Genomic DNA, 20,932 nt, shown 5'->3' with positions numbered 1-20,932 from the left:
AGGGGAGAAAACGGTCAATCAGGCGTCGAGAACGGCCGCAATCTGGCCGGCAACCGCATCCATGCTGGCCATGCCGTCGACGCGCGAAACGATGTCGCGGGCTTCATAGATGGGCAGGATCGGCGCGGTCTTGGCGCGATATTCGGCCATGCGGGTCCGCACGGTTTCTTCGTTATCGTCGGGACGGCGCTTGAATTCGGTCGATCCGCACTTGTCGCACACGTCCTGCTTGGCGGGCAGCTTGTAGCGGTCGTGATAGCCTTCGCCGCAATTGGCGCAGGTGAAACGGCCGGTGATGCGATCGACCAGCGCATCCTCATTGACCTCAAGCTCGATCACATGGTGCAGGCTGCGACCACGCGCGTCGAGGATCTCGTCGAGCGATTCTGCCTGGGCCGCCGTGCGCGGATAGCCATCAAAGATGATGCCGGTATCGGGCGACAGTTCGTCGAGCGCGTCGCCGATGATGCCCGAGACGATCTCGTCCGAGACGAGTTCGCCGGCTTCCATCACCGCCTTGGCCTTGAGGCCAATCGGCGTTCCCGCCTTGACCGCTGCACGCAGCATGTCCCCGGTGGAAAGCTGCTTCATGCCGCGTTCGTCCACCAGACGCTGTGCCTGCGTGCCCTTGCCCGCCCCCGGAGGGCCCAAAAGTATGATATTCATGGGTAATCCATCCCCCACTGGGCCGGTTGTGCCCGGCCCATTCTATTCCCCAGCGCGTCGCTTAGCGCAAGCGCCCCTTGAGCTTCGCCTTCTTGATCAAGTCGGCATATTGATGCGCCAGCAAATGGCTCTGGATCTGCGTAATCGTGTCGACGGTGACGTTGACGACGATCAGCAGGCTCGTGCCGCCCAGGAAGAACAGCGGGATGCCGGTCTGCGCGATCACATATTCAGGCAGGACGCAGACCAGCGTCAGATAGGCTGCGCCGACCACGGTGATGCGCGTGAGCACATAATCCAGATAGGTCGCGGTGTTCTTGCCCGGACGGATGCCCGGGATGAAGCCGCCATTCTTCTTGAGGTTCTCCGACGTTTCCTCCGGGTTGAACACCACGGCAGTGTAGAAGAAGCAGAAGAAGATGATGCCGAGCGCATAGAGCGTCATGTACAGCGGCTGGCCATGCGCCAGATACTGGTTCAGCGTCACCAGCACGCCGCCTACTGCCGAATTGGGATCGGTCGAGTTGCCGGCAAACTGCGAAATGGTCAGCGGCATCAGCAGCAGCGACGACGCGAAGATCGGCGGGATCACACCAGCGGTATTGATCTTGAGCGGCAGATGGCTGCGGTCGGCCTGCATCACACCGCGCTGGGTGGCACGCTTGGGATACTGGATCAGCACGCGGCGCTGAGCACGCTCCATGAAGCTGATCAGCAGCACCAGGCCGACGATCATGCCGATCAGCGCGATGATCGCAAAGGGCGAGATCGAACCGGTACGGCCGCCTTCGAACATCTGCGCGGCGAACACCGGCATCTGCGCGACAATGCCCGCCATGATGATCAGCGAGATACCGTTGCCGATGCCGCGCGCGGTGATCTGCTCACCCAGCCACATCAGGAACATGGTGCCACCGACAAGGCTGATGACCGCACCAACGCGGAACATGATGCCCGGGTCGATCACGGCCTGAATGCCGCTGGCACCTGCATAGGATTCCAGACCGACAGCGATGAAATAGCCCTGGATCGCGGTCAGGAAAACGGTGCCGTAGCGCGTGTACTGGTTCAGCTTCTTGCGGCCCGATTCGCCTTCCTTCTTGATAGCGGCGAGCTGCGGCGACAGCGAAGCGGCAAGCTGCACCACGATCGAGGCGGTGATATAGGGCATCACGCCGAGCGCGATCAGACTCATGCGCTCCAGCGAACCGCCCGAGAAGGTGTTGAAGATGTCGAGAACCCCGCCCTTGGTCTGCTGGTACAGCGTGGCCAGCGCGGTCGGATCGACGCCGGGGAGCGGAACATAGCTCAGCAGGCGGAAGATGATGAGGGCGCCGATGGTGAACCAGATGCGGTTCTTCAGCTCCGTCGCCTGGCTAAACTTTGCCAGGCTGAAATTGCTAGCCAGATTGTCGGCCCGTGATGCCATGAAACCTGTTTCCCAAAAAGCGGCCTATGCAGCGCCCATGATGGCGCGAGGCCGAAAAATCTTTCCGAAGCGCCCTGCCCTGCGTTCGTCCGCCGTGGCGGCAAAGCGCAGCGATACCGTCTCGGGGCGCTTCAAGCAAGACGCCCCGCGCTCACCATATCGGGAGGCGGGGCGTGCTTGACAAGCCGACCGTAAGGGTCAGGCTTTCTTTTCGCGTTCCGGCTTGCGGTAGGGCTCGCGCGGAGCGATGATTTCAACCTTGCCGCCAGCCTTTTCGATGGCTTCCACCGCCGACTTGGAGGCACCGGCAACCGCAAAGGTCACCTTGGCCGAGAGTTCACCCTTGGCGAGCAGACGCACGCCATCCTTGCCACCACGCGACAGACCGGCTGCACGCAGAGCGGCCTGATCGACAGTCGCATCGGTGGCGAGCTTGCCGGCATCGATGAACTTCTGGATCATGCCCAGGTTGACGATGTCGTAATCCTTGCCGAACGGATTGTTGAAGCCGCGCTTCGGGATGCGCATGTGCAGCGGCATCTGGCCGCCTTCAAATCCGGCGATCGAGACGCCCGAGCGGCTGGTCTGGCCCTTCTGACCGCGTCCGCTGGTCTTGCCCTTGCCCGAGCCGATGCCGCGTCCGACGCGCATCCGGCCCTTGCGGGCGCCATCATTGTCCTTGATCTCATTCAGTTTCATTGGTGCACTCGCTTTCGCTTTGTTCGCGCTAATACAAAATTTCTCCCCTTGAGGGGAGAGATACGCAGCCTTTCCAGCCTGCTGGCTAGGCGCAGTAGAGAGGGGCAAGCCTCAGCGCAAGCCCCTCTCCCAACCCTCTCCCGTGAAGGGAGAGGGACAAGTTGGTCAGTCGACGATGGTCACCATGTGACGGACCTTCTGGATCATGCCGCGAATTTCGGGCGTGTCCGTGTGTTCCAACACGCGGTTCATCTTGCCGAGGCCCAGACCGGCCAGCACCTTGCGCTGCGATTCCGGGCGACGGATCGGCGATCCGGTCTGCTTTACCTTGATGGTTGCCATGTCGATTACTCCGTAATCGCGGCGGCTTCGACCTCGGCGACAGCAGCCGATGCACCACCACGGCCCAGCAGGTCGGCAACTTTCTTGCCACGACGTGCTGCCACCGACTTGGGGCTGGTCTGTTCGCCGAGCGCCTCGAAGGTCGCGCGGATCATGTTATAGGGGTTGGAGGTGCCGTTGGACTTGGTCACAACGTCGGCCACGCCCAGGCTTTCGAACACGGCGCGCATCGGACCACCGGCGATGATGCCGGTACCCTGCGGCGCGCTGCGCAGCGTCACCTTGCCCGCACCGAAATGGCCCTTGCCGTCATGATGCAGCGTGCGGCCTTCCTTCAGCGGAACGCGGATCATCTTCTTCTTGGCAGCAGCGGTCGCCTTGCTGATCGCTTCAGGCACTTCGCGCGCCTTGCCATGACCGAAGCCGGCACGGCCCTGACCGTCGCCAACCACCACCAGAGCGGCGAAACCGAAGCGCTTACCGCCCTTGACGGTCTTCGACACGCGGTTGATGTGAACGAGCTTTTCGATCAGCTCTTCGCCCTGCTCTTCATCGCGCTTGTTGCGATCGTCACGACGACCACGGCCACCGCGCTCACCGCCACGATCATTGCCGCCACGGCCACGACCGCGACCACCACGGCCCTGACGTTCACCCTGAGGGTTACCGTCGGCACCGCCTTCTGCGTTGTTCAGTTCATCTGCCATCGCTTAAAACTCCAGACCGCCTTCGCGAGCGGCATCGGCCAGGGCCTTGACCCGGCCATGAAAAATGAAACCGCCACGGTCGAACACAACGGTGGTCACGCCAGCCTGCTTGCCGGCTTCTGCAATCTGCTTGCCCACGGCAATCGCGTCGGCAACGGTTGCACCCGTAGCCTTGCTGCCCTTGGTGAGCGTCGAAGCCGAAGCCAGCGTCTTGCCGGCTGCGTCGTCGATGATCTGCGCATAGATGTGCTTGCCGGTGCGGTGCACCGAAAGACGGGGACGTCCACCGGCCCGGGCCCGCAGCGAGCTGCGGACGCGCTGGCGGCGACGATCGAACAAAGAGAGCTTCGCCATGGCTTACTTCTTCTTCCCTTCCTTGCGGAAGATAAACTCGCCCGCATATTTGATACCCTTGCCCTTGTAGGGCTCCGGCTTGCGCCAGCGACGGATTTCGGCGGCAACCTGACCGACCTTCTGGCGATCGCTGCCCGAAATGTGGATCGTGGTCTGGTCCGGGGTCTTGATATCGATGCCATCGGGGATAGCGAAATCGACGTCATGGCTGTAGCCGAGCTGCAGCTTCAGATTGCTACCCTGGACGTTGGCACGATAGCCGACGCCGGTGATGTTCAGCGTCTTGGTGAAACCTTCGGTCACACCGACCACCAGGTTCTGAACCAGCGTACGCTGCATGCCCCAGAAAGCGCGGGCACGGCGGGTGCCGTTGGCCGGCTTCACCGAAAGCTCGCCATCACCCAGTTCATAGGCGATGTCGGGAACGGTCTGCATCGTCAGCTCGCCCTTGGGGCCCTTCATGGTGATGACGCCATCGGCCATCGAAGCAGTGACGCCTGCGGGAATTGCCACAGGCTTTTTACCAATGCGGCTCATATCAGAATACCTCCGCCAGCACCTCGCCGCCGACATTCTGTTCGCGCGCTTCCGCGTCGGACAGAACACCACGGGGGGTGGATACGATGGTGATACCCAGGCCGTTGCGCACGATCGGCAGTTCCTTGGAACCCGAATAGACGCGGCGGCCAGGCTTGGACACGCGCGCGACATGCTTGATCGCGGGCTGGCCCTCGAAATACTTCAGCTCGATGCGCAGGCCCTTGTGGCGGCCCAGCAGCTCTTCGGTATATCCGCGGATATAGCCTTCGCGCTGCAGAACGTCGAGCACGCGAGCGCGCAGGTTCGACGCCGGAGACATCACGCTGTCCTTCCTGGCCTGCTGGCCATTGCGGATGCGGGTGAGCATATCGCCCAGAGGATCGGTCATTGCCATATCATCAAATCCTTACCAGCTGGACTTCGTAACGCCGGGGATCAGGCCCTTGTTGGCCAGATCACGCAGCTCGATACGGCAGAGCCCGAACTTGCGGTAATAAGCGCGGGGACGGCCGGTGGTGTTGCACCGGTTGCGAACGCGCGTGGGGTTTGCATTGCGGGGCAGTTCAGCCATCTTCAGCCGGGCGATGAGACGCTCGGTCTCGTCCAGGCTGCTGTCTTCTGCCTTCGCACGAAGACGCGCATAACGGCCAGCATACTGCTTGACCATCTTCTTGCGACGTTCGTTCTTGTTGATGGAACTCAGTTTCGCCATGACTTAAGTTCTCGCCTTTCTAAAATGCGAGACGGAGGGCAATCAAGCCGCCGCCTTTTCCTGGGTTTCCTCAACCGGGAACGGGAAGCCGAAGAGGCGCAGCAGTTCGCGCGCTTCATCGTCCGTCTTGGCGGTCGTGGTCACGATGATGTCCATTCCGCGAACAGCGTCGATCTGGTCGTAGCTGATTTCGGGGAAAATGATCTGCTCCTTCAGGCCCATGGCATAGTTGCCACGACCGTCGAAGCTCTTGGGGTTCAGGCCACGGAAGTCGCGGATGCGCGGCATCGCGATCGTCACCAGACGATCGAGAAACTCGAACATGCGCTCCTTGCGCAGGGTCACCTTGCAGCCGATCGGCATGCCTTCGCGCAGCTTGAACTGAGCGATCGACTTGCGCGCCTTGGTGATCACGGGCTTCTGGCCGGCAATCAGTTCCATTTCGGCAGCGGCGGTGGTCACCTTCTTCTTATCCTGGCTGCCTTCACCGACACCCATGTTGATGGTGATCTTTTCCAGCTTCGGGATCTGCATCGGGTTCGTGTAGCCGAACTTTTCCTGCATCGCCTTGACGATGACGTCGTCATAACGCTGACGCAGGCGGGGCACGTACTTATCAGCCATCGATCTTCTCCCCGGACTTTACAGCCACGCGGACCTTCTTGCCGTCGACCGTCTCGAAACGAACGCGCGTGGGCGCGCCGGTCTTGGGGTCAGCCACGGCGACCTTGGAAATGTGCAGCGGGGCCTCGACCCGGTCCAGACCACCCTGGGGGTTCGTCTGGCTGGGCTTGCGATGGCGGACCATCACGTTCAGGCCCGAAACGACGACCTTGTCGTCCTTCGGCATCACCTTGGTGACGGTGCCGTTGCGGCCCTTGTCCTTGCCGGACAGGACGACGACCTTGTCACCCTTTTTGATCTTCGCGCTTGCCATGGTTACAGCACCTCCGGAGCCAGCGAGATGATCTTCATGTGCTTGCGCGCGCGCAGCTCACGGACCACCGGGCCAAAAATACGGGTGCCGATGGGCTCGTCATTCTTGTTGATGAGCACAGCAGCATTGCTGTCGAAGCGGATGACGCTGCCGTCGGCGCGGCGCACATCCTTGGCGGTGCGCACGATGACGGCGCGGTGCACGTCACCCTTTTTCACGCGGCCGCGCGGAGCGGCTTCCTTGACGGAGACGACGATGATGTCGCCCACGCCGGCGAAGCGACGCTTCGATCCGCCGAGAACCTTGATGCACTGGACGCGCTTCGCGCCACTGTTGTCAGCGACATCAAGATTGGATTGCATCTGGATCATGGATCCGTTTCCTTCTTGTCTGGCTTGCCGGAACCAGTCCGGCAGTTCCTAATGGCTTATGCTTCGCTCGATGCCTCGGGCGCCTTGTGGGTGTTCACCCGATCCAGCACCTTCCAGGTCTTCAGCTTGGAAATCGGCGCCGTCTCTTCGATGCGGACGGTTTCGCCTTCCTTGAAGCTGTTGTTCTCATCATGCGCATGGTACTTCTTCGAGCGGCGGATGATCTTCCCATAAAGCGGGTGCTTCACCTTGCGCTCGACATTCACCACCACGGTCTTGTCGCCCTTGTCGGAGACCACCGTTCCGGTCAGAACTCGTTTCGGCATATCGGCCTCCTTACTTGGCTGCAGAGCGAGCGCGCTCGCTCTGCAGGGTCTTGATGCGGGCAATGGTGCGACGCACTTCACGGACGCGCGCGGGGCGCTCCAGCTGGTTGGTCGCGGCCTGGAAGCGCAGGTTGAACGCTTCCTTCTTCAGCGCACCCAGTTCAGCGGAAAGCTGATCGTCGGTCTTCTGCTGAAGGTCTTCAAAAATCTTGCTCATCACTCACCTCCCAGGTGCGACGTATCGCCCAGGCGCGCCACGACCTTGGTCTTGATCGGCAGCTTCATCGCTGCACGTTCAAACGCCACCGCGGCAATCGGACCAGGCACGCCGTCCAGTTCGAACAGGATGCGGCCGGGCTTGACGCGGGCGGCCCAATATTCGACCGAACCCTTGCCCTTACCCTGACGGACTTCAGCGGGCTTCTTGGTGACGGGCACGTCGGGGAACACGCGGATCCACAAACGTCCCTGACGCTTGATGTGACGCGTGATCGCACGACGAGCGGCTTCGATCTGGCGAGCGGTAATCCGCTCGGGCTCCAGCGCCTTCAGGCCATAGGACCCGAAATTCAGGCTGGTTCCGCCGGGCGCATTGCCGCTGATACGGCCCTTGAAAGCCTTGCGGAACTTCATTTTCTTCGGTTGCAGCATGATGCTCTACCTTGTCTGTCTGTTCTGGGCTCAGCGGGCCGGGCGGACGCCGGAAGTCTGTGCTTCCATCATCAGCCGGTCCTGCGCCATCGGATCGTGACCAAGGATTTCGCCCTTGAAGATCCAGCACTTGATGCCGATGATGCCGTACGCGGTCAGCGCTTCGGCTTCGGCATAGTCGACATTGGCACGCAGCGTATGCAGCGGCACGCGACCTTCGCGATACTGCTCGGTACGCGCGATTTCAGCACCGCCCAGACGGCCACCGCACATCACCTTGATGCCTTCGGCACCCAGACGCATCGCCGACTGCATCGCGCGCTTCATGGCACGACGGAAGGCAACGCGACGGATCAGCTGATCGGCAATGCCCTGTGCGACGAGCTTGGCGTCGATTTCGGGCTTGCGGATCTCGACGATGTTGAGCTTGACCTCACCACCTTCGATCAGACCTTCCAGCGTCTTGCGCAGCTTTTCGATGTCCGCACCCTTCTTGCCGATGATCACGCCGGGGCGTGCAGCATAGATGGAGACGCGGCACAGACGGGCCGGGCGCTCGATGACCACCTTGGAGATCGCAGCCTGGGGCAGCGTCTTCATGATGTACTTGCGCAGCTCGATGTCTTCCTTGAGCAGACGCGCATAGTCACGCCCTTCGGCGAACCAGCGGCTGTCCCAGGTGCGGTTGATCTGCAGACGCAGGCCAATCGGATTGCTCTTGTGACCCATGGCTTACGCTTCCTCTTGTTCGCGCACCACGATGCGCAGGCGGCTGAACGGCTTGACGATGCGGCTGGAACGGCCACGAGCGCGCGTCATGAAACGCTTCATCGTGATCGCCTTGCCAACACTCGCCTCGGCCACGACCAGCGCGTCGACATCGAGATTGTGGTTGTTTTCCGCGTTGGCGATGGCCGAAGCCAGCACCTTCTTCGCATCGACCGCCATGGCCTTTTTCGAGAAGGACAGGATGTTCATCGCGTCCTCGGCCTTCTTGCCGCGGATCAGCGCAGCAACCAGGTTCAGCTTCTGTGCCGAACCACGGATGGTGGTGCCGACGGCCAGAGCCTCGTTCTCGCCAACCCGGCGCGGAGATTTTGCCTTGCCCATTAGCGCTTGCCCTTCTTGTCAGCAGCGTGGCCAGGGAAGGTGCGGGTCGGAGCGAATTCGCCCAGCTTGTGACCCACCATGTCTTCGTTGACCGCCACGGGGATGAACTTGTGGCCGTTATAGACGTTGAACGTCAGGCCGACGAACTGCGGCAGGATCGTCGAACGACGCGACCAGGTCTTGATCGGTGCACGGCCGCCAGCGTCCTGCGCCGTCTCTGCCTTCTTCAGCAGATACAGGTCGAAGAACGGCCCTTTTTTGATGGAGCGAGCCATGACTTACCTCTTCTTCTTCGCGTGACGCGACCGGATGATCATCTTGTCGGTCGACTTGTTCTTACGAGTGCGCATGCCCTTGGTCGGCTTGCCCCACGGCGTAACCGGATGACGGCCACCCGAGGTGCGGCCTTCACCACCACCATGCGGGTGATCGACCGGGTTCTTTGCAACACCGCGGGTCAGCGGACGACGGCCCATCCAGCGCTTGCGACCAGCCTTGGCGAAGTTCTGGTTGCTGTTGTCGGGGTTCGACACGGCGCCCACGGTGCCCATGCAGGCGCCGGGGATGTAACGCTGCTCGCCCGAGTTCAGACGGACCATCACCATGCCGCGGTCACGACCGACGACCTGTGCATAGGTGCCTGCCGAACGGGCGATCTGACCGCCCTTGCCCGGCTTCATTTCCACATTGTGGATGATGGTGCCGACCGGCATCTGCGCCAGCTTCATGGCGTTGCCCGGCTTCACGTCGGTCTTTTCGCCAGCGATCACGGTGTCGCCAACGGCCAGACGCTGCGGCGCCAGGATGTAGGCCAGTTCGCCGTCTTCGTACTTGATCAGCGCGATGAAGGCGGTGCGGTTGGGATCATATTCGATCCGCTCCACGGTGCCGGGAACATCGAGCTTGCGACGCTTGAAGTCGACAATGCGGTAACGCTGCTTGTGACCGCCGGCGATGCCGCGCGAGGTCACATGACCCTTGTTGTTGCGTCCACCGGTCTTGCGCTTGCCTTCGGTCAGCGCCTTGACCGGGCCGCCCTTGTACAGGTCGCTGCGGTCGACAAGGATCAGGCCACGACGGCCCGGGCTTGTCGGATTATATGATTTGAGTGCCATATCTCTATCCTGTCAGCTTGCCGACCGCGCTCAGACGCCGGTGGTGACGTCGATCGACTGGCCTTCGGCCAGACGAACAACGGCTTTCTTGATGTCGTTGCGGGTATAGGGACGGCCCTTCCAACGCTTGGTCTTGCCCTTCTGGACCAGGGTGTTCACACCCACGACCTTGACGTCGAACAGAGCTTCAACCGCCGCCTTGATCTGCGGCTTGGTCGCGTCCTGGCTGACCTTGAAGACCACCGCGTTGTTCTCGCTCAGCAGCGTCGACTTTTCGGTGATGTGCGGGGCCACGATCACGTCGTAATGACGGGTATCGATGGTGTCGGATTTCTTAGCCATTGAACCGGGCCTCCAGCTTTTCAACAGCGGCGCGGGTCAGCACCAGCGTATCGTGTTTCAGGATGTCATAGACATTGGCACCGACGGCGGGCAGCACGTTCAGACCGATCAGGTTGGCCGAAGCCTTCTTGAAATTGTCATTCACGGCATCGCCATCGATGAACAGCGCCTTCTTGCCGAGGCCGAGCTTGCCGAGCTGCGCGACCAGAACCTTGGTCTTTGCATCAGCCAGATCGAGCGTATCGACCACGATCAGGCTTTCGCTGGCAACCTTGGACGACAGCGCCATCTTCAGGCCGAGTGCACGCACCTTCTTGTTCAGCGAGGGGTTGAAGTCACGGACGCGGGGACCGTGAGCCTTACCACCGCCGACAAAGATCGGGGCACGACGATCGCCGTGACGAGCAGTACCACCGCCCTTCTGACGACCGAACTTCTTGCCGGTGCGGGCAACATCGCTGCGCTCGCGGGCGGCACGCGCGGTGCCACGACGATTTTCGAGCTGCCAGGTGACGACGCGGTGCAGAATGTCTGCACGCGGGGTCACGCCGAAGACGTCATCGTTCAGTTCGATGTCGCCCTTGGCAGTGGCGTCGAGGGTTTGAACCTTGAGCTTCATGACCGATTAACCCTCCTGGCCGTCGGTTGCTTCCACAGCGGCCACGTCTTCAGCAGGCGTGTCGGCGGGAGCATTGTCGTTATTGCCCGCAGCAGTGCGGATCGCGGCGGGGTACGGAGCATCGGCGTGGAGCGGAACCTTGACGGCATCGCGAACCATCAGCCAGCCACCCTTGGAACCGGGGACCGAACCCTTGACGAAGATCAGGCCGCGCGCTTCGTCGGTACGGACGACTTCCAGGTTCTGCTGTGTGCGCTGACGATCACCCATGTGACCTGCCATCTTCTTGTTCTTGAAGACCTTGCCCGGATCCTGACGCTGACCGGTCGAACCATGGGCACGGTGAGAGATCGACACGCCATGCGACGCGCGCATACCCCCGAAGCCCCAGCGCTTCATGGCGCCGGCAAAGCCCTTACCCTGGGTGTGGCCGGTAATGTCGACCAGCTGACCGGGGATGAAGTGGTTGGCGGAAATGGTGGCGCCCACATCGAGGATCGCATCGTCGGCGACGCGGAACTCGGCCATCAGCATCTTGGGAGCGACTTCTGCCTTGGCAAAATGCTCGCGCTGCGGCTTGTTGACGTTCTTGGGCTTGGCAGCTCCGGCACCCAGCTGGACAGCGACGTAACCGTCACGGTCCTGGTTCTTCACCGAAACCACCTGGCAATCTTCCAGCGACAGGACGGTGACGGGCACGTGCCGGCCATCTTCCTGGAACAGGCGGGTCATCCCGACTTTTTTCGCGATCACGCCAGTGCGCATGATCATTCTCCCAATAGAGGCCCGCTTGCGTGAATGCTTGCGGGCGTATCCAACGAAAAACCCCCAAGGCCGTTAAACCTTGAGGGCCAACCCGAATTTTGATGATCACCCCGTCCGGGTTGGCTTTTCCCCTCATCCGCGCACGAATGAGGGAAAAGACGGGGGACCAGAGCCGCAGCAAAGGCTGCGCGGTATCCCTTAGGCCCCTGCCCTGTCGGGCAGAGATCCCCGGACCAGGTCCGGGGCGTGCCGGCCTCAGGCCAGCTTGATCTCGACGTTGACGCCAGCGGCCAGTTCGAGCTTCATCAGCGCATCGACGGTGGCCGGGGTCGGCTGGACGATATCCAGCAGACGCTTGTAGGTGCGCACCTCGAACTGCTCGCGCGACTTCTTGTCGACATGCGGGCCGCGGTTCACGGTGAACTTCTCGATGCGCGTCGGCAGCGGAATGGGACCACGAATGAGAGCGCCGGTGCGGCGGGCGGTGTCGGCGATGTCGCCGGTCGCCTGATCGAGCACGCGATGATCAAATGCCTTGAGGCGAATACGGATATTCTGCGTTTCCATTACCACTTTACCGATGCGAAAGAGCGAAAAACAAACCGCCCCAGAAACCCGTTGGCTCTTTCGAGCCCAACGCCGGGGCGGCCTATTGAAAAACTGCCATCCCCCGGACGAATCAGATCCGTCCGGGAGATGGCCCTATATTACTTGGTGATCGTGCTGACAACCCCCGAACCGACGGTACGGCCACCTTCGCGAATTGCGAAGCGCAGACCCGGATCCATCGCGATCGGAGCGATCAGCTTGACGCCGATCGTGACGTTGTCCCCCGGCATCACCATTTCGGTGCCCTCGGGCAGGATCACTTCGCCGGTCACGTCGGTCGTGCGGAAGTAGAACTGCGGACGATAGTTGGCGAAGAACGGCGTGTGACGGCCACCTTCGTCCTTCGACAGCACGTACACTTCTGCGTTGAACTCGGTGTGCGGCGTAACCGAACCGGGCTTGCAGAGAACCTGGCCACGCTCGACTTCTTCACGGGCAACGCCGCGAACCAGCGCACCGATGTTGTCGCCAGCTTCACCCTGGTCGAGCAGCTTGCGGAACATTTCGACGCCGGTGACGACGGTCTTGCGGGTGTCCTTCAGACCGACGATTTCGACTTCTTCGCCAACCTTGACGATGCCAGTTTCGACGCGGCCGGTCACAACGGTACCACGACCCGAGATCGAGAACACGTCTTCCACGGGCATCAGGAACGGCTTGTCGACGGGGCGAGCCGGCTGCGGGATGTAATCGTCAACGGCCTTCATCAGGGCGTAGATCGATTCCTTGCCGATGGTGTCGTCGCGACCTTCCAGAGCGGCCAGAGCCGAACCCTTGACGATCGGAATATCGTCGCCGGGGAAGTCGTACGAGCTGAGCAGTTCACGAACTTCCAGTTCAACGAGCTCGAGGATTTCCTCGTCGTCGACCTGGTCAACCTTGTTCATGTACACGACCAGTGCGGGCACGCCGACCTGACGAGCGAGCAGGATGTGCTCACGGGTCTGCGGCATCGGGCCGTCAGCAGCGTTCACCACCAGGATCGCGCCGTCCATCTGGGCGGCACCGGTGATCATGTTCTTCACATAGTCAGCGTGACCCGGGCAGTCGACGTGCGCATAGTGACGGGCTTCGGTTTCATATTCGACGTGTGCGGTCGAAATGGTGATGCCGCGCTCGCGCTCTTCGGGAGCCTTGTCGATGTTCGCATAATCGGTGAAGGTCGCGCCGCCGGTTTCAGCGAGCACCTTGGTGATGGCTGCGGTCAGCGTGGTCTTGCCATGGTCGACGTGACCGATGGTACCGATATTGCAGTGCGGCTTGGTCCGCTCAAATTTAGCCTTGGCCATTTTTTCCTACCTTCGTTCTTTACTATCTGTGGGATAGTCCGCGCCGCGCTCTGGCGAGACTGCCCAAAACTGTCAACACCCTAATGAAAGCCCGAGGCGCCTGACGGCGCGATTCGGCGGGCTAAGGTCGAGCGCCTATAGCGACTATGCCCGGCTTATGCCAGCTTCTCCTTGACCTCGGCTGCGACATTCGCCGGAACCTCGTCATAGTGAGAAAACTGCATCGTGTACTGCGCACGTCCCTGGGTGAAGGAACGCAGCTGGTTCACGTAACCGAACATGTTTGCGAGCGGCACGACCGCTTCCACCGCCTGCGCGTTGCCGCGCGTGTCGGTGCCCTGGATCTGGCCACGACGGCTGTTCAAGTCGCCGATGACGTCGCCCAGATAGTCTTCCGGCGTCACCACCTCGACCTTCATGATCGGCTCCAGCAGCTTGATACCGGCCTTCTGGGCGGCTTCGCGCATGCCGGCACGACCGGCGATTTCAAACGCCAGCGCCGACGAGTCGACGTCATGATAGGCACCGTCATACAGCTCGATGTCGAAGTCGATGATCGGGAAGCCGACCAGCGATCCCGAGGCAGCGGTTTCGCGCATGCCCTTTTCGACCGACGGGATATATTCCTTCGGAATGTTACCACCCTTCACCGCATCGGTGAAGGTGATGCCCGATCCGCGCTCGCCCGGCGTCAGCTTGAACTTGATGCGACCGAACTGACCCGAACCACCCGACTGCTTCTTGTGGGTGTAATCGATGTCCACCGGCTTAGCGAGATATTCGCGGTAGGCCACCTGCGGCGCACCGACATTCGCTTCCACCTTGAACTCGCGCCGCATGCGATCGACGAGGATTTCCAGGTGAAGCTCGCCCATGCCCTTGATGATCGTCTGACCGCTTTCGGTATCCGACGACACGCGGAACGAGGGATCTTCGCGTGCAAGGCGGTTGAGCGCCACGCCCATCTTTTCCTGGTCGGCCTTGGTCTTGGGTTCGACCGACAGTTCGATCACGGGCTCGGGGAATTCCATCCGCTCGAGAATGATCGGCGCAGTGGCCGCACACAGGGTGTCACCCGTCGTGGTATCCTTCAGGCCCGCCAGAGCGACGATGTCGCCAGCAAACGCTTCCTGGATGTCCTCACGGCTGTTGGCGTGCATCAGCAGCATGCGGCCAACCTTTTCCTTCTTGTCCTTCACCGAGTTGATGACGGTCGAAGCGGCTTCCAGCTTGCCCGAATAGATGCGGGCGAAGGTCAGCGTGCCGACGAACGGGTCGTTCATGATCTTGAACGCCAGCGCTGCAAACGGCTCGCTGTCGGAAGACGGGCGCTCGTCCGGCGTTTCGCCGTCAAGCTTCACGCCCTTGATCGCAGGAACGTCGAGCGGCGAAGGCAGATAATCGACAACGGCGTCGAGCAGCGGCTGCACACCCTTGTTCTTGAACGCCGAACCGCACACCACCGGGACGAACGCCATTTCCAGCGTACCCTTGCGGATCAGCCGCTTGAGGTCAGCGGTGCTCGGCTCATTACCTTCGAGATACGCTTCCATCATCGCGTCATCGAGCTCGACCGCCATTTCGATCAGGTCGCTGCGATACTTCGCCGCCTTTTCGACCAGATCATCGGGGATCGGCTGATATTCGAACTTGGCGCCCAGGCTTTCTTCCAGCCAGATGATCGCACGGTTCTCGACCAGATCGACCAGGCCCTTGAAGCCACCTTCGATGCCGATCGGCAGATACAGGACAGCCGGACGCGCACCGAGACGATCGATGATCGACTGGACGCAGAAATAGAAGTCCGCACCGGTGCGATCCAGCTTGTTGACGAAGCACATGCGCGGCACGCCGTACTTGTCAGCCTGACGCCACACGGTTTCGGACTGAGGCTCAACGCCGGCAACGCCGTCGAAGCATGCAACCGCGCCGTCGAGCACGCGCAGCGAACGCTCGACTTCAATCGTGAAGTCGACGTGGCCGGGGGTGTCGATGATGTTGATCAGGTGCTCTTCGCCCTTGCCCTCTTCGGCGCGCCACTTGCACGTGGTGGCCGCAGACGTGATCGTGATCCCGCGCTCCTGCTCCTGCTCCATCCAGTCCATCGTCGCGGTGCCTTCATGCACTTCGCCGATCTTGTACGACTTGCCGGTGTAATAGAGAATACGCTCGGTCGTGGTGGTCTTGCCCGCGTCGATATGGGCCATAATGCCGATATTGCGGTACTTCTCCAGGGGATGGCTGCGTGCCATGATCTCAAACTCCAAGATTTGGGGGCGTAATTTGCCGCGCCCTATAATGAAGCCCCGGCGCTTTGACCAGCGCGAATTGGCTCATGACGGGATGCAGCCTCAACCCCTCATCCCTTGCGGGAGGGGGCATTTGCAACAGGACCAGCAAAGTCCCGGTCCTCAAGCGAAAAGGGGTTGGCGCGGCCGATATGGTGCGCCCTCCCCTTCCCTGCAACACGGATGTGTTGCGGCCCCTCCCCATCAGGGGAGAGGACACAGATTACCAGCGATAGTGCGAGAAGGCACGGTTCGCTTCGGCCATGCGGTGCGTGTCTTCACGCTTCTTGACCGCATTGCCGCGATTGTTGGCGGCATCGAGCAGTTCGCCCGACAGACGCGCGGCCATCGTGGTTTCGCTGCGGTTGCGCGCAGCGGCAATCAGCCAGCGGATGGCCAGCGCCTGGGCGCGCTCGGGACGCACTTCGACGGGGACCTGATAGGTCGCACCACCGACGCGGCGGCTGCGCACTTCGATGCCGGGCTTCACGTTGTTCAGCGCATCGTGGAACATCGGCAGCGGGTCGGCCTTGGCCTTCGCCTGCATGGCATCCATTGCGCCATAGACGATGCGTTCTGCGACGGACTTCTTGCCGTCCAGCATCAGGTTGTTCATGAACTTGGACAGCGTCAGATCACCGAACTTGGGATCGGGAAGGATGACGCGCTTTTCCGGGCGACGACGACGAGACATAGGTAACTCCTGAAAATAGCGGGATCAGCAGCAGGGACCGATGGATCCCGGACACAATCGCGTGAAGCGATTTATCCGGGATGATCCGTCCCCGGGACGGATCACTTCGGACGCTTGGCGCCGTACTTCGAACGGCTCTGCTTGCGGTCCTTGACACCCTGGGTATCGAGAACGCCGCGCAGCACGTGGTAACGCACACCGGGAAGGTCGCGTACGCGGCCGCCGCGGATAAGCACAACCGAGTGCTCCTGCAGGTTGTGGCCTTCACCCGGAATATAGGTGATGACTTCGCGGCTGTTGGTCAGACGGACCTTGGCCACCTTGCGCAGTGCCGAGTTCGGCTTTTTCGGGGTCGTCGTGTAGACGCGGGTGCAAACGCCACGCTTCTGCGGGTTTGCATCCATTGCGGGCACCTTGGACTTCGCCTTCTGGGGCACCCGGCCCTTGCGGACCAGCTGGTTGATCGTTGGCATGTTTCTCTTCACCTGATTGGTAGAGTATGAGGTTACTCTGTCGCCCGATACGGTACCGGAGTGCTGTTCGCACGCCGATCTGGTGGAGGCTCCGCCTTTTACCCACCCGCACCTTGCGCCAGTGTTCTGCTTGGTTTCGACCGATTTGGCCCAGGGGCTCCGGCGGTCGAAGCGCGGCCCTTAGCGGTGATTGCCCGCACGGTCAAGCCGCTGCGGAAAGACCCTGCGCCTTGGCAAGGACCGACTGGCGCATGGCCGACCAGTCGTCGAAATGCCAGAAATCGGGCCGTTCGATGCCCAGGATCTGCGGACCCTTGTCGGGCGCGACGATCAGCTCGTCCGGCTTGATCTCCTGCAACCGCGAGGTGCAGTAGAATGGCAGCACGCGGATGGCCATCAGTTCTTCGGGGCAATTGTCGACCACCAGCGCCAGCCGGTGATCGTTCAGACGCACCAGCCCCCCTGCCGGGTACAGGCCCATCGAGTTGATGAACACGCCCATCAGCCGCTCGTCGAAATGGCCCTTCCACTGGCCCATGCGGCCCAAAGCGGTGCACGGCGTCCACGGGTCCTTGTACGGGCGGTTGGAGGTGACCGCATCATAGACATCGCAGATCGCGCCCATGCGCGCCGCCATGCTGATCTCGTCGCCCGCCAGCCCGAAGGGATAGCCGGTACCGTCGATCTTCTCGTGATGGTGCAGGCACACATCGCGGGCCATATCGGGAATCTCGGGATTGTCGCCGATCAGCGCATGGCCACGTTCGGGATGCGTGCGGATGGCCGAGAATTCTTCCTCGGTCAGCCGTCCGGTCTTGTCGAGGATCATCTGCGGCACGGCCATCTTGCCCAGGTCGTGCAGCAGCCCCGCCATGCCCATGTTGCGGATCGTCGCCTCGTCCAGGTCCAGCTTGCGCGCCATGTTGATCATCAGCGCGCATACCGCGACGGAATGCATATAGGTATATTCGTCCTTGCTCTTCAGCCGGACGAGATTGGTCAGCGCCTTGTTGTTGCGCTCCACCGATTCGCGGATTTCATCGATCAGCGGCGCGACGTCCTTGACCTTGATCGCCTGGCCCATCCGGGCCGCCTCGAACATCGCGCCAACCTGCTTTTTCGATTTCTCGACGATCTTGGCCGCACGCCTGGCTTCCTGCTTGAAGCCGGTGTTCTTCGGCGCGGATGATGGCGGCGTATAGCGCGTCGCCATGGGATTGGGCTGAGTCGCGAGGCGGCGGGCCGGCATCGGCTCGGCAACGTCGCGGATCTCTACCCTGGGGCGCGGCATGATACCGCGCTCATCATCGACGATCACCGCTTCCACCTTGCTCTGGCGGATCTTCAGGACATCGTCATCGTCTTCGAGAAGGAACTTTTTCCGCCAGAACGGATGATCAAACCACGAGCCGACAAAGCCGTGGACGAACATCCCCGTCGCAACGTCAGCTGGTTTGATGTGTCTCAACAAAAGCCCGGTTCCCTCGGTGCCGGACACAGGTGGAGGGCTCCATTTACAGCCCCGCCCTCCCCCATTTCCGGCGTTCTATGACCTCGGGATATCCGGTCAAATTGTTAACATCGCGTAAGCCCGCAAAATTCGCACTTAAAAGTTACAATTGACGGCCGTGGGGCCGACTTTGACATGTTCAGTTAAGGGCCTTCTTCAACTGTTCATTTACCAGCTGCGGATTGCCCTTGCCCTGCATCGCCTTCATCGTCTGGCCAACAAAGAAGCCGAATAGCGCCTCTTTACCAGCCTTATACTGCTCGACCTTGTCGGCATTGTCGGCAAGAACCTTGGCAATGGCCGCGTCGATGGCTCCCGTGTCGGACGTCTGCTTGAGGCCGCGTTCCTCCACGATCTTGCCGGCAGCGTCGCCGGTTTCGAGCATGATCTCGAACACCTGCTTGGCGATGGTGCCCGAAATCGTCCCATTGGCGACCAGCGCGATCAGCTCCGCGCCCGCTGCCGCGCTGACCGGACTATCGTCGATCGTCCTGCCCAGGCGGTTGAGCGCACCATAAAGCTCTGACAGCAGCCAGTTGGCCGCAGCCTTGGCCACCTCTGCCTCTGGCTTGCTCTGCGCCTTGGCGCATTCTGTCAGCAGCGCCTCGAACCAGCGCGCCGTCTCCGCCTCGGCGGTCAGCACCGCTGCGTTATAGGCCGAAAGGCCCAGATCGCTCTCGTACCGCCTGCGCTTGGCATCGGGCAGTTCGGGCAGCGACGCCTCGCATTCGCTCAGGAACGCATCGTCGAGTTCCAGCGGCAACAGGTCCGGATCGGGGAAATAGCGATAGTCGTGCGCATCCTCCTTGGAGCGCATCGACCGCGTCTCGTTCTTGTCCGGATCATAAAGCCGGGTTTCCTGGACGATCGAACCGCCGCTCTCCAGTACATCGACCTGGCGATTGGCCTCATGCTCGATCGTCGCCATCACATAGCGCACCGAGTTGACGTTCTTGGTCTCGGTCCGGGTGCCGAATTCGTCGCCCGGCTTGCGCACCGAGACGTTGACGTCGGCGCGCATCGAGCCTTCTTCCATATTGCCGTCGCAGCTGCCGACATAGCGCAGGATGGTGCGCAGCTTCTTGAGATAAGCTCCCGCTTCCGCAGGCGAGCGCATGTCGGGGCGCGAGACGATTTCCATCAGCGCCACACCCGACCGGTTCAAGTCGACATAGGACATGGTCGGGTGCTGATCGTGCATCAGCTTGCCGGCATCCTGCTCGACATGGATGCGCTCGATGCCGATCGTCTTGGTTTCGGCATCGGGGTTCTTTTCGTCCAGACTGATCTCGATCGCGCCCTCGCCCACCAGCGGGTGGTAGAGCTGGCTGATCTGATAACCCTGCGGCAGATCGGCATAGAAATAGTTCTTGCGATCGAACCGCGACCAGCGGTTGATCTGCGCGCCGATGGCCATGCCCGTGCGCACCGCCTGGCGAATGCACTCGCGGTTCGGCACTGGCAGCATGCCGGGCATCGCGGCGTCAACCAGCGAAACCTGCGCATTGGGTTCTGCCCCGAATGCGGTGGCCGCGCCGGAAAAGAGCTTGGCGTTGCTGGTGACCTGGGCGTGCACCTCAAGGCCGATCACGACCTCCCACTCACCGGTGGCACCCTGGATACGATAGGTTGATTCAGTCATTGGACACCTTCATCGGGTCGATCAGTTCGACCTCAGGAAAATAGGCAGCAAAACCTTTGCGGTCGCGCGTGACCAGCGGCCATCCCTGACCGGCGGCATGGGCGCCGATCAGAAAATCCGGCAAAATCGTCGTGCGAGCACCACCATTCTTGCGATAGGCATGAAACGCAACTCCGGCTCTGTAACAGTCTGGCAACGTCAGGCGCGCCATGTGCAGTCCCAGATCATGCAACAATCCTGAGACCTCCTCAGACGAGGCATAGCGACCCGCAAGTTCAGCAAAAATGATCTCATTGATGAAAAACCTATGCCGGGTCATCAAGCGCGCAATGTTATCGTCAAACAGGGGTGAAGACGACCCTTCGATCAGGTCTATCACCACATTGGTGTCAAAGATCACGCGCTTTGGCCGTCATCGTCAAATTCGTTGCCGCGGAGCCAGCGCTGGTACGCAAGGCCATCCATGTCGGACATCGTATCCATTGCCTTGAACCGCAACCGCACCTCTTTCAGCCTGTTCAGAAACTCAGCCTTCTTCGCCTCAACCTGATCCGGGCCGTTTGCGCGCATGATCCGGGCATTTCCGTCTGCGTCTATTTCAAATGCCACAGCCTGTCCTGGCTCCAGCCCCAGCGCATCGCGAATGTCCTTGGGGACCGTAACCTGGCCTTTCGAGGTCATGTTGCTTTGATAGGTCATAGCAAAAGTATTACCGAATACCGGTAATACCGTCAACGCCATC

The 20,932-nt window shown here is 61.2% G+C and carries 31 protein-coding genes; all 31 read right to left on the bottom strand.

The genetic code is table 11. The annotated features are described in order from the left end of the window. Positions 1-18: 18 nt before the first annotated feature. The 31 genes from OU999_01625 to OU999_01475 all read right to left on the bottom strand — a co-directional run bounded on the left by OU999_01625 (position 19) and on the right by OU999_01475 (position 20,931). Positions 19-666 (bottom strand): adenylate kinase, encoded by a 648-nt coding sequence (locus OU999_01625; protein ID WAC23922.1) that lies wholly within the window; start codon positions 664-666, stop codon positions 19-21. A gap of 61 nt (positions 667-727) precedes the next feature. After that, positions 728-2,095, bottom strand: coding sequence for a preprotein translocase subunit SecY (secY, locus tag OU999_01620; protein ID WAC23921.1), 1,368 nt, complete (start codon positions 2,093-2,095; stop codon positions 728-730). A gap of 198 nt (positions 2,096-2,293) precedes the next feature. Then, positions 2,294-2,794 carry a 50S ribosomal protein L15 gene (gene rplO, locus OU999_01615; GenBank protein ID WAC23920.1) on the bottom strand — a complete coding sequence of 167 codons (501 nt, stop codon included), beginning with the start codon at positions 2,792-2,794 and terminating at the stop codon, positions 2,294-2,296. Positions 2,795-2,959: 165 nt separating this feature from the next. Next, positions 2,960-3,136 carry a 50S ribosomal protein L30 gene (rpmD, locus tag OU999_01610; GenBank protein ID WAC23919.1) on the bottom strand — a complete coding sequence of 59 codons (177 nt, stop codon included), beginning with the start codon at positions 3,134-3,136 and terminating at the stop codon, positions 2,960-2,962. A gap of 5 nt (positions 3,137-3,141) precedes the next feature. Beyond that, on the bottom strand, positions 3,142-3,843 hold the full coding sequence (gene rpsE, locus OU999_01605) for a 30S ribosomal protein S5 (protein WAC23918.1): 702 nt from the start codon (positions 3,841-3,843) through the stop codon (positions 3,142-3,144). Between the two features lie 3 nt (positions 3,844-3,846). Next, on the bottom strand, positions 3,847-4,197 hold the full coding sequence (gene rplR / locus OU999_01600) for a 50S ribosomal protein L18 (protein WAC23917.1): 351 nt from the start codon (positions 4,195-4,197) through the stop codon (positions 3,847-3,849). 3 nt (positions 4,198-4,200) lie between these two features. Beyond that, positions 4,201-4,734 carry a 50S ribosomal protein L6 gene (gene rplF, locus OU999_01595; protein ID WAC23916.1) on the bottom strand — a complete coding sequence of 178 codons (534 nt, stop codon included), beginning with the start codon at positions 4,732-4,734 and terminating at the stop codon, positions 4,201-4,203. Between the two features lies 1 nt (position 4,735). Further along, on the bottom strand, positions 4,736-5,131 hold the full coding sequence (rpsH, locus tag OU999_01590) for a 30S ribosomal protein S8 (GenBank protein ID WAC23915.1): 396 nt from the start codon (positions 5,129-5,131) through the stop codon (positions 4,736-4,738). Positions 5,132-5,143: 12 nt separating this feature from the next. Further along, positions 5,144-5,449, bottom strand: coding sequence for a 30S ribosomal protein S14 (rpsN, locus tag OU999_01585; GenBank protein ID WAC23914.1), 306 nt, complete (start codon positions 5,447-5,449; stop codon positions 5,144-5,146). A gap of 42 nt (positions 5,450-5,491) precedes the next feature. Then, complete coding sequence (gene rplE / locus OU999_01580; protein WAC23913.1) at positions 5,492-6,073, bottom strand: 50S ribosomal protein L5; 582 nt, start codon at positions 6,071-6,073, stop codon at positions 5,492-5,494. Next, complete coding sequence (rplX, locus tag OU999_01575) at positions 6,066-6,386, bottom strand: 50S ribosomal protein L24 (GenBank protein WAC23912.1); 321 nt, start codon at positions 6,384-6,386, stop codon at positions 6,066-6,068. The genes rplE and rplX overlap by 8 nt, the downstream gene beginning before the upstream one ends. A 2-nt stretch (positions 6,387-6,388) precedes the next feature. Next, positions 6,389-6,757, bottom strand: coding sequence for a 50S ribosomal protein L14 (gene rplN, locus OU999_01570; GenBank protein ID WAC23911.1), 369 nt, complete (start codon positions 6,755-6,757; stop codon positions 6,389-6,391). Positions 6,758-6,813: 56 nt separating this feature from the next. Then, entirely contained in the window at positions 6,814-7,083 is a 270-nt protein-coding gene (rpsQ, locus tag OU999_01565) for a 30S ribosomal protein S17 (protein ID WAC23910.1), read from the bottom strand. 10 nt (positions 7,084-7,093) lie between these two features. After that, on the bottom strand, positions 7,094-7,300 hold the full coding sequence (gene rpmC, locus OU999_01560; protein WAC23909.1) for a 50S ribosomal protein L29: 207 nt from the start codon (positions 7,298-7,300) through the stop codon (positions 7,094-7,096). Next, positions 7,300-7,734, bottom strand: coding sequence for a 50S ribosomal protein L16 (gene rplP / locus OU999_01555; GenBank protein ID WAC23908.1), 435 nt, complete (start codon positions 7,732-7,734; stop codon positions 7,300-7,302). The genes rpmC and rplP overlap by 1 nt, the downstream gene beginning before the upstream one ends. Before the next feature lie 30 nt (positions 7,735-7,764). Next, positions 7,765-8,463, bottom strand: coding sequence for a 30S ribosomal protein S3 (gene rpsC, locus OU999_01550; GenBank protein WAC23907.1), 699 nt, complete (start codon positions 8,461-8,463; stop codon positions 7,765-7,767). Between the two features lie 3 nt (positions 8,464-8,466). Then, on the bottom strand, positions 8,467-8,844 hold the full coding sequence (rplV, locus tag OU999_01545; GenBank protein ID WAC23906.1) for a 50S ribosomal protein L22: 378 nt from the start codon (positions 8,842-8,844) through the stop codon (positions 8,467-8,469). Beyond that, positions 8,844-9,119: a 30S ribosomal protein S19 gene (rpsS, locus tag OU999_01540; GenBank protein ID WAC23905.1), complete on the bottom strand. Its 276-nt coding sequence runs from the start codon at positions 9,117-9,119 to the stop codon at positions 8,844-8,846. The genes rplV and rpsS overlap by 1 nt, the downstream gene beginning before the upstream one ends. Positions 9,120-9,122: 3 nt before the next feature. Then, entirely contained in the window at positions 9,123-9,959 is an 837-nt protein-coding gene (rplB, locus tag OU999_01535; GenBank protein WAC23904.1) for a 50S ribosomal protein L2, read from the bottom strand. 30 nt (positions 9,960-9,989) lie between these two features. Continuing rightward, positions 9,990-10,301 (bottom strand): 50S ribosomal protein L23, encoded by a 312-nt coding sequence (locus OU999_01530; protein WAC23903.1) that lies wholly within the window; start codon positions 10,299-10,301, stop codon positions 9,990-9,992. Continuing rightward, positions 10,294-10,920, bottom strand: a complete 627-nt coding sequence (gene rplD / locus OU999_01525) for a 50S ribosomal protein L4 (protein ID WAC23902.1) — start codon at positions 10,918-10,920, stop codon at positions 10,294-10,296. The genes OU999_01530 and rplD overlap by 8 nt, the downstream gene beginning before the upstream one ends. 6 nt (positions 10,921-10,926) lie before the next feature. Continuing rightward, positions 10,927-11,685, bottom strand: a complete 759-nt coding sequence (gene rplC / locus OU999_01520) for a 50S ribosomal protein L3 (GenBank protein ID WAC23901.1) — start codon at positions 11,683-11,685, stop codon at positions 10,927-10,929. 255 nt (positions 11,686-11,940) lie between these two features. Then, positions 11,941-12,252, bottom strand: a complete 312-nt coding sequence (rpsJ, locus tag OU999_01515; GenBank protein WAC23900.1) for a 30S ribosomal protein S10 — start codon at positions 12,250-12,252, stop codon at positions 11,941-11,943. A gap of 140 nt (positions 12,253-12,392) precedes the next feature. Further along, positions 12,393-13,583: an elongation factor Tu gene (gene tuf, locus OU999_01510; protein WAC23899.1), complete on the bottom strand. Its 1,191-nt coding sequence runs from the start codon at positions 13,581-13,583 to the stop codon at positions 12,393-12,395. Between the two features lie 155 nt (positions 13,584-13,738). Beyond that, positions 13,739-15,835, bottom strand: a complete 2,097-nt coding sequence (fusA, locus tag OU999_01505; GenBank protein WAC23898.1) for an elongation factor G — start codon at positions 15,833-15,835, stop codon at positions 13,739-13,741. A 259-nt stretch (positions 15,836-16,094) separates the two neighbouring features. Next, positions 16,095-16,565, bottom strand: a complete 471-nt coding sequence (rpsG, locus tag OU999_01500; protein WAC23897.1) for a 30S ribosomal protein S7 — start codon at positions 16,563-16,565, stop codon at positions 16,095-16,097. Between the two features lie 101 nt (positions 16,566-16,666). Beyond that, on the bottom strand, positions 16,667-17,038 hold the full coding sequence (gene rpsL, locus OU999_01495; GenBank protein WAC23896.1) for a 30S ribosomal protein S12: 372 nt from the start codon (positions 17,036-17,038) through the stop codon (positions 16,667-16,669). A 202-nt stretch (positions 17,039-17,240) separates the two neighbouring features. Then, entirely contained in the window at positions 17,241-18,506 is a 1,266-nt protein-coding gene (locus OU999_01490) for an HD-GYP domain-containing protein (GenBank protein WAC23895.1), read from the bottom strand. Between the two features lie 181 nt (positions 18,507-18,687). Then, entirely contained in the window at positions 18,688-20,190 is a 1,503-nt protein-coding gene (gene gatB, locus OU999_01485; GenBank protein ID WAC23894.1) for an Asp-tRNA(Asn)/Glu-tRNA(Gln) amidotransferase subunit GatB, read from the bottom strand. Beyond that, positions 20,183-20,590 carry a type II toxin-antitoxin system VapC family toxin gene (locus OU999_01480; protein ID WAC23893.1) on the bottom strand — a complete coding sequence of 136 codons (408 nt, stop codon included), beginning with the start codon at positions 20,588-20,590 and terminating at the stop codon, positions 20,183-20,185. Before OU999_01480 ends, gatB begins: the two co-directional genes overlap by 8 nt. Beyond that, positions 20,587-20,931, bottom strand: coding sequence for a type II toxin-antitoxin system PrlF family antitoxin (locus OU999_01475; GenBank protein ID WAC23892.1), 345 nt, complete (start codon positions 20,929-20,931; stop codon positions 20,587-20,589). Before OU999_01475 ends, OU999_01480 begins: the two co-directional genes overlap by 4 nt. Between the last annotated feature and the right edge of the window lies 1 nt (position 20,932).

The organism is Blastomonas sp. SL216, assembly GCA_026625625.1.
Taxonomy (GTDB): domain Bacteria; phylum Pseudomonadota; class Alphaproteobacteria; order Sphingomonadales; family Sphingomonadaceae; genus Blastomonas.
Note: the sequence above shows the minus strand (reverse complement) of the source record. Positions and strands in the feature narration are given on the sequence as shown.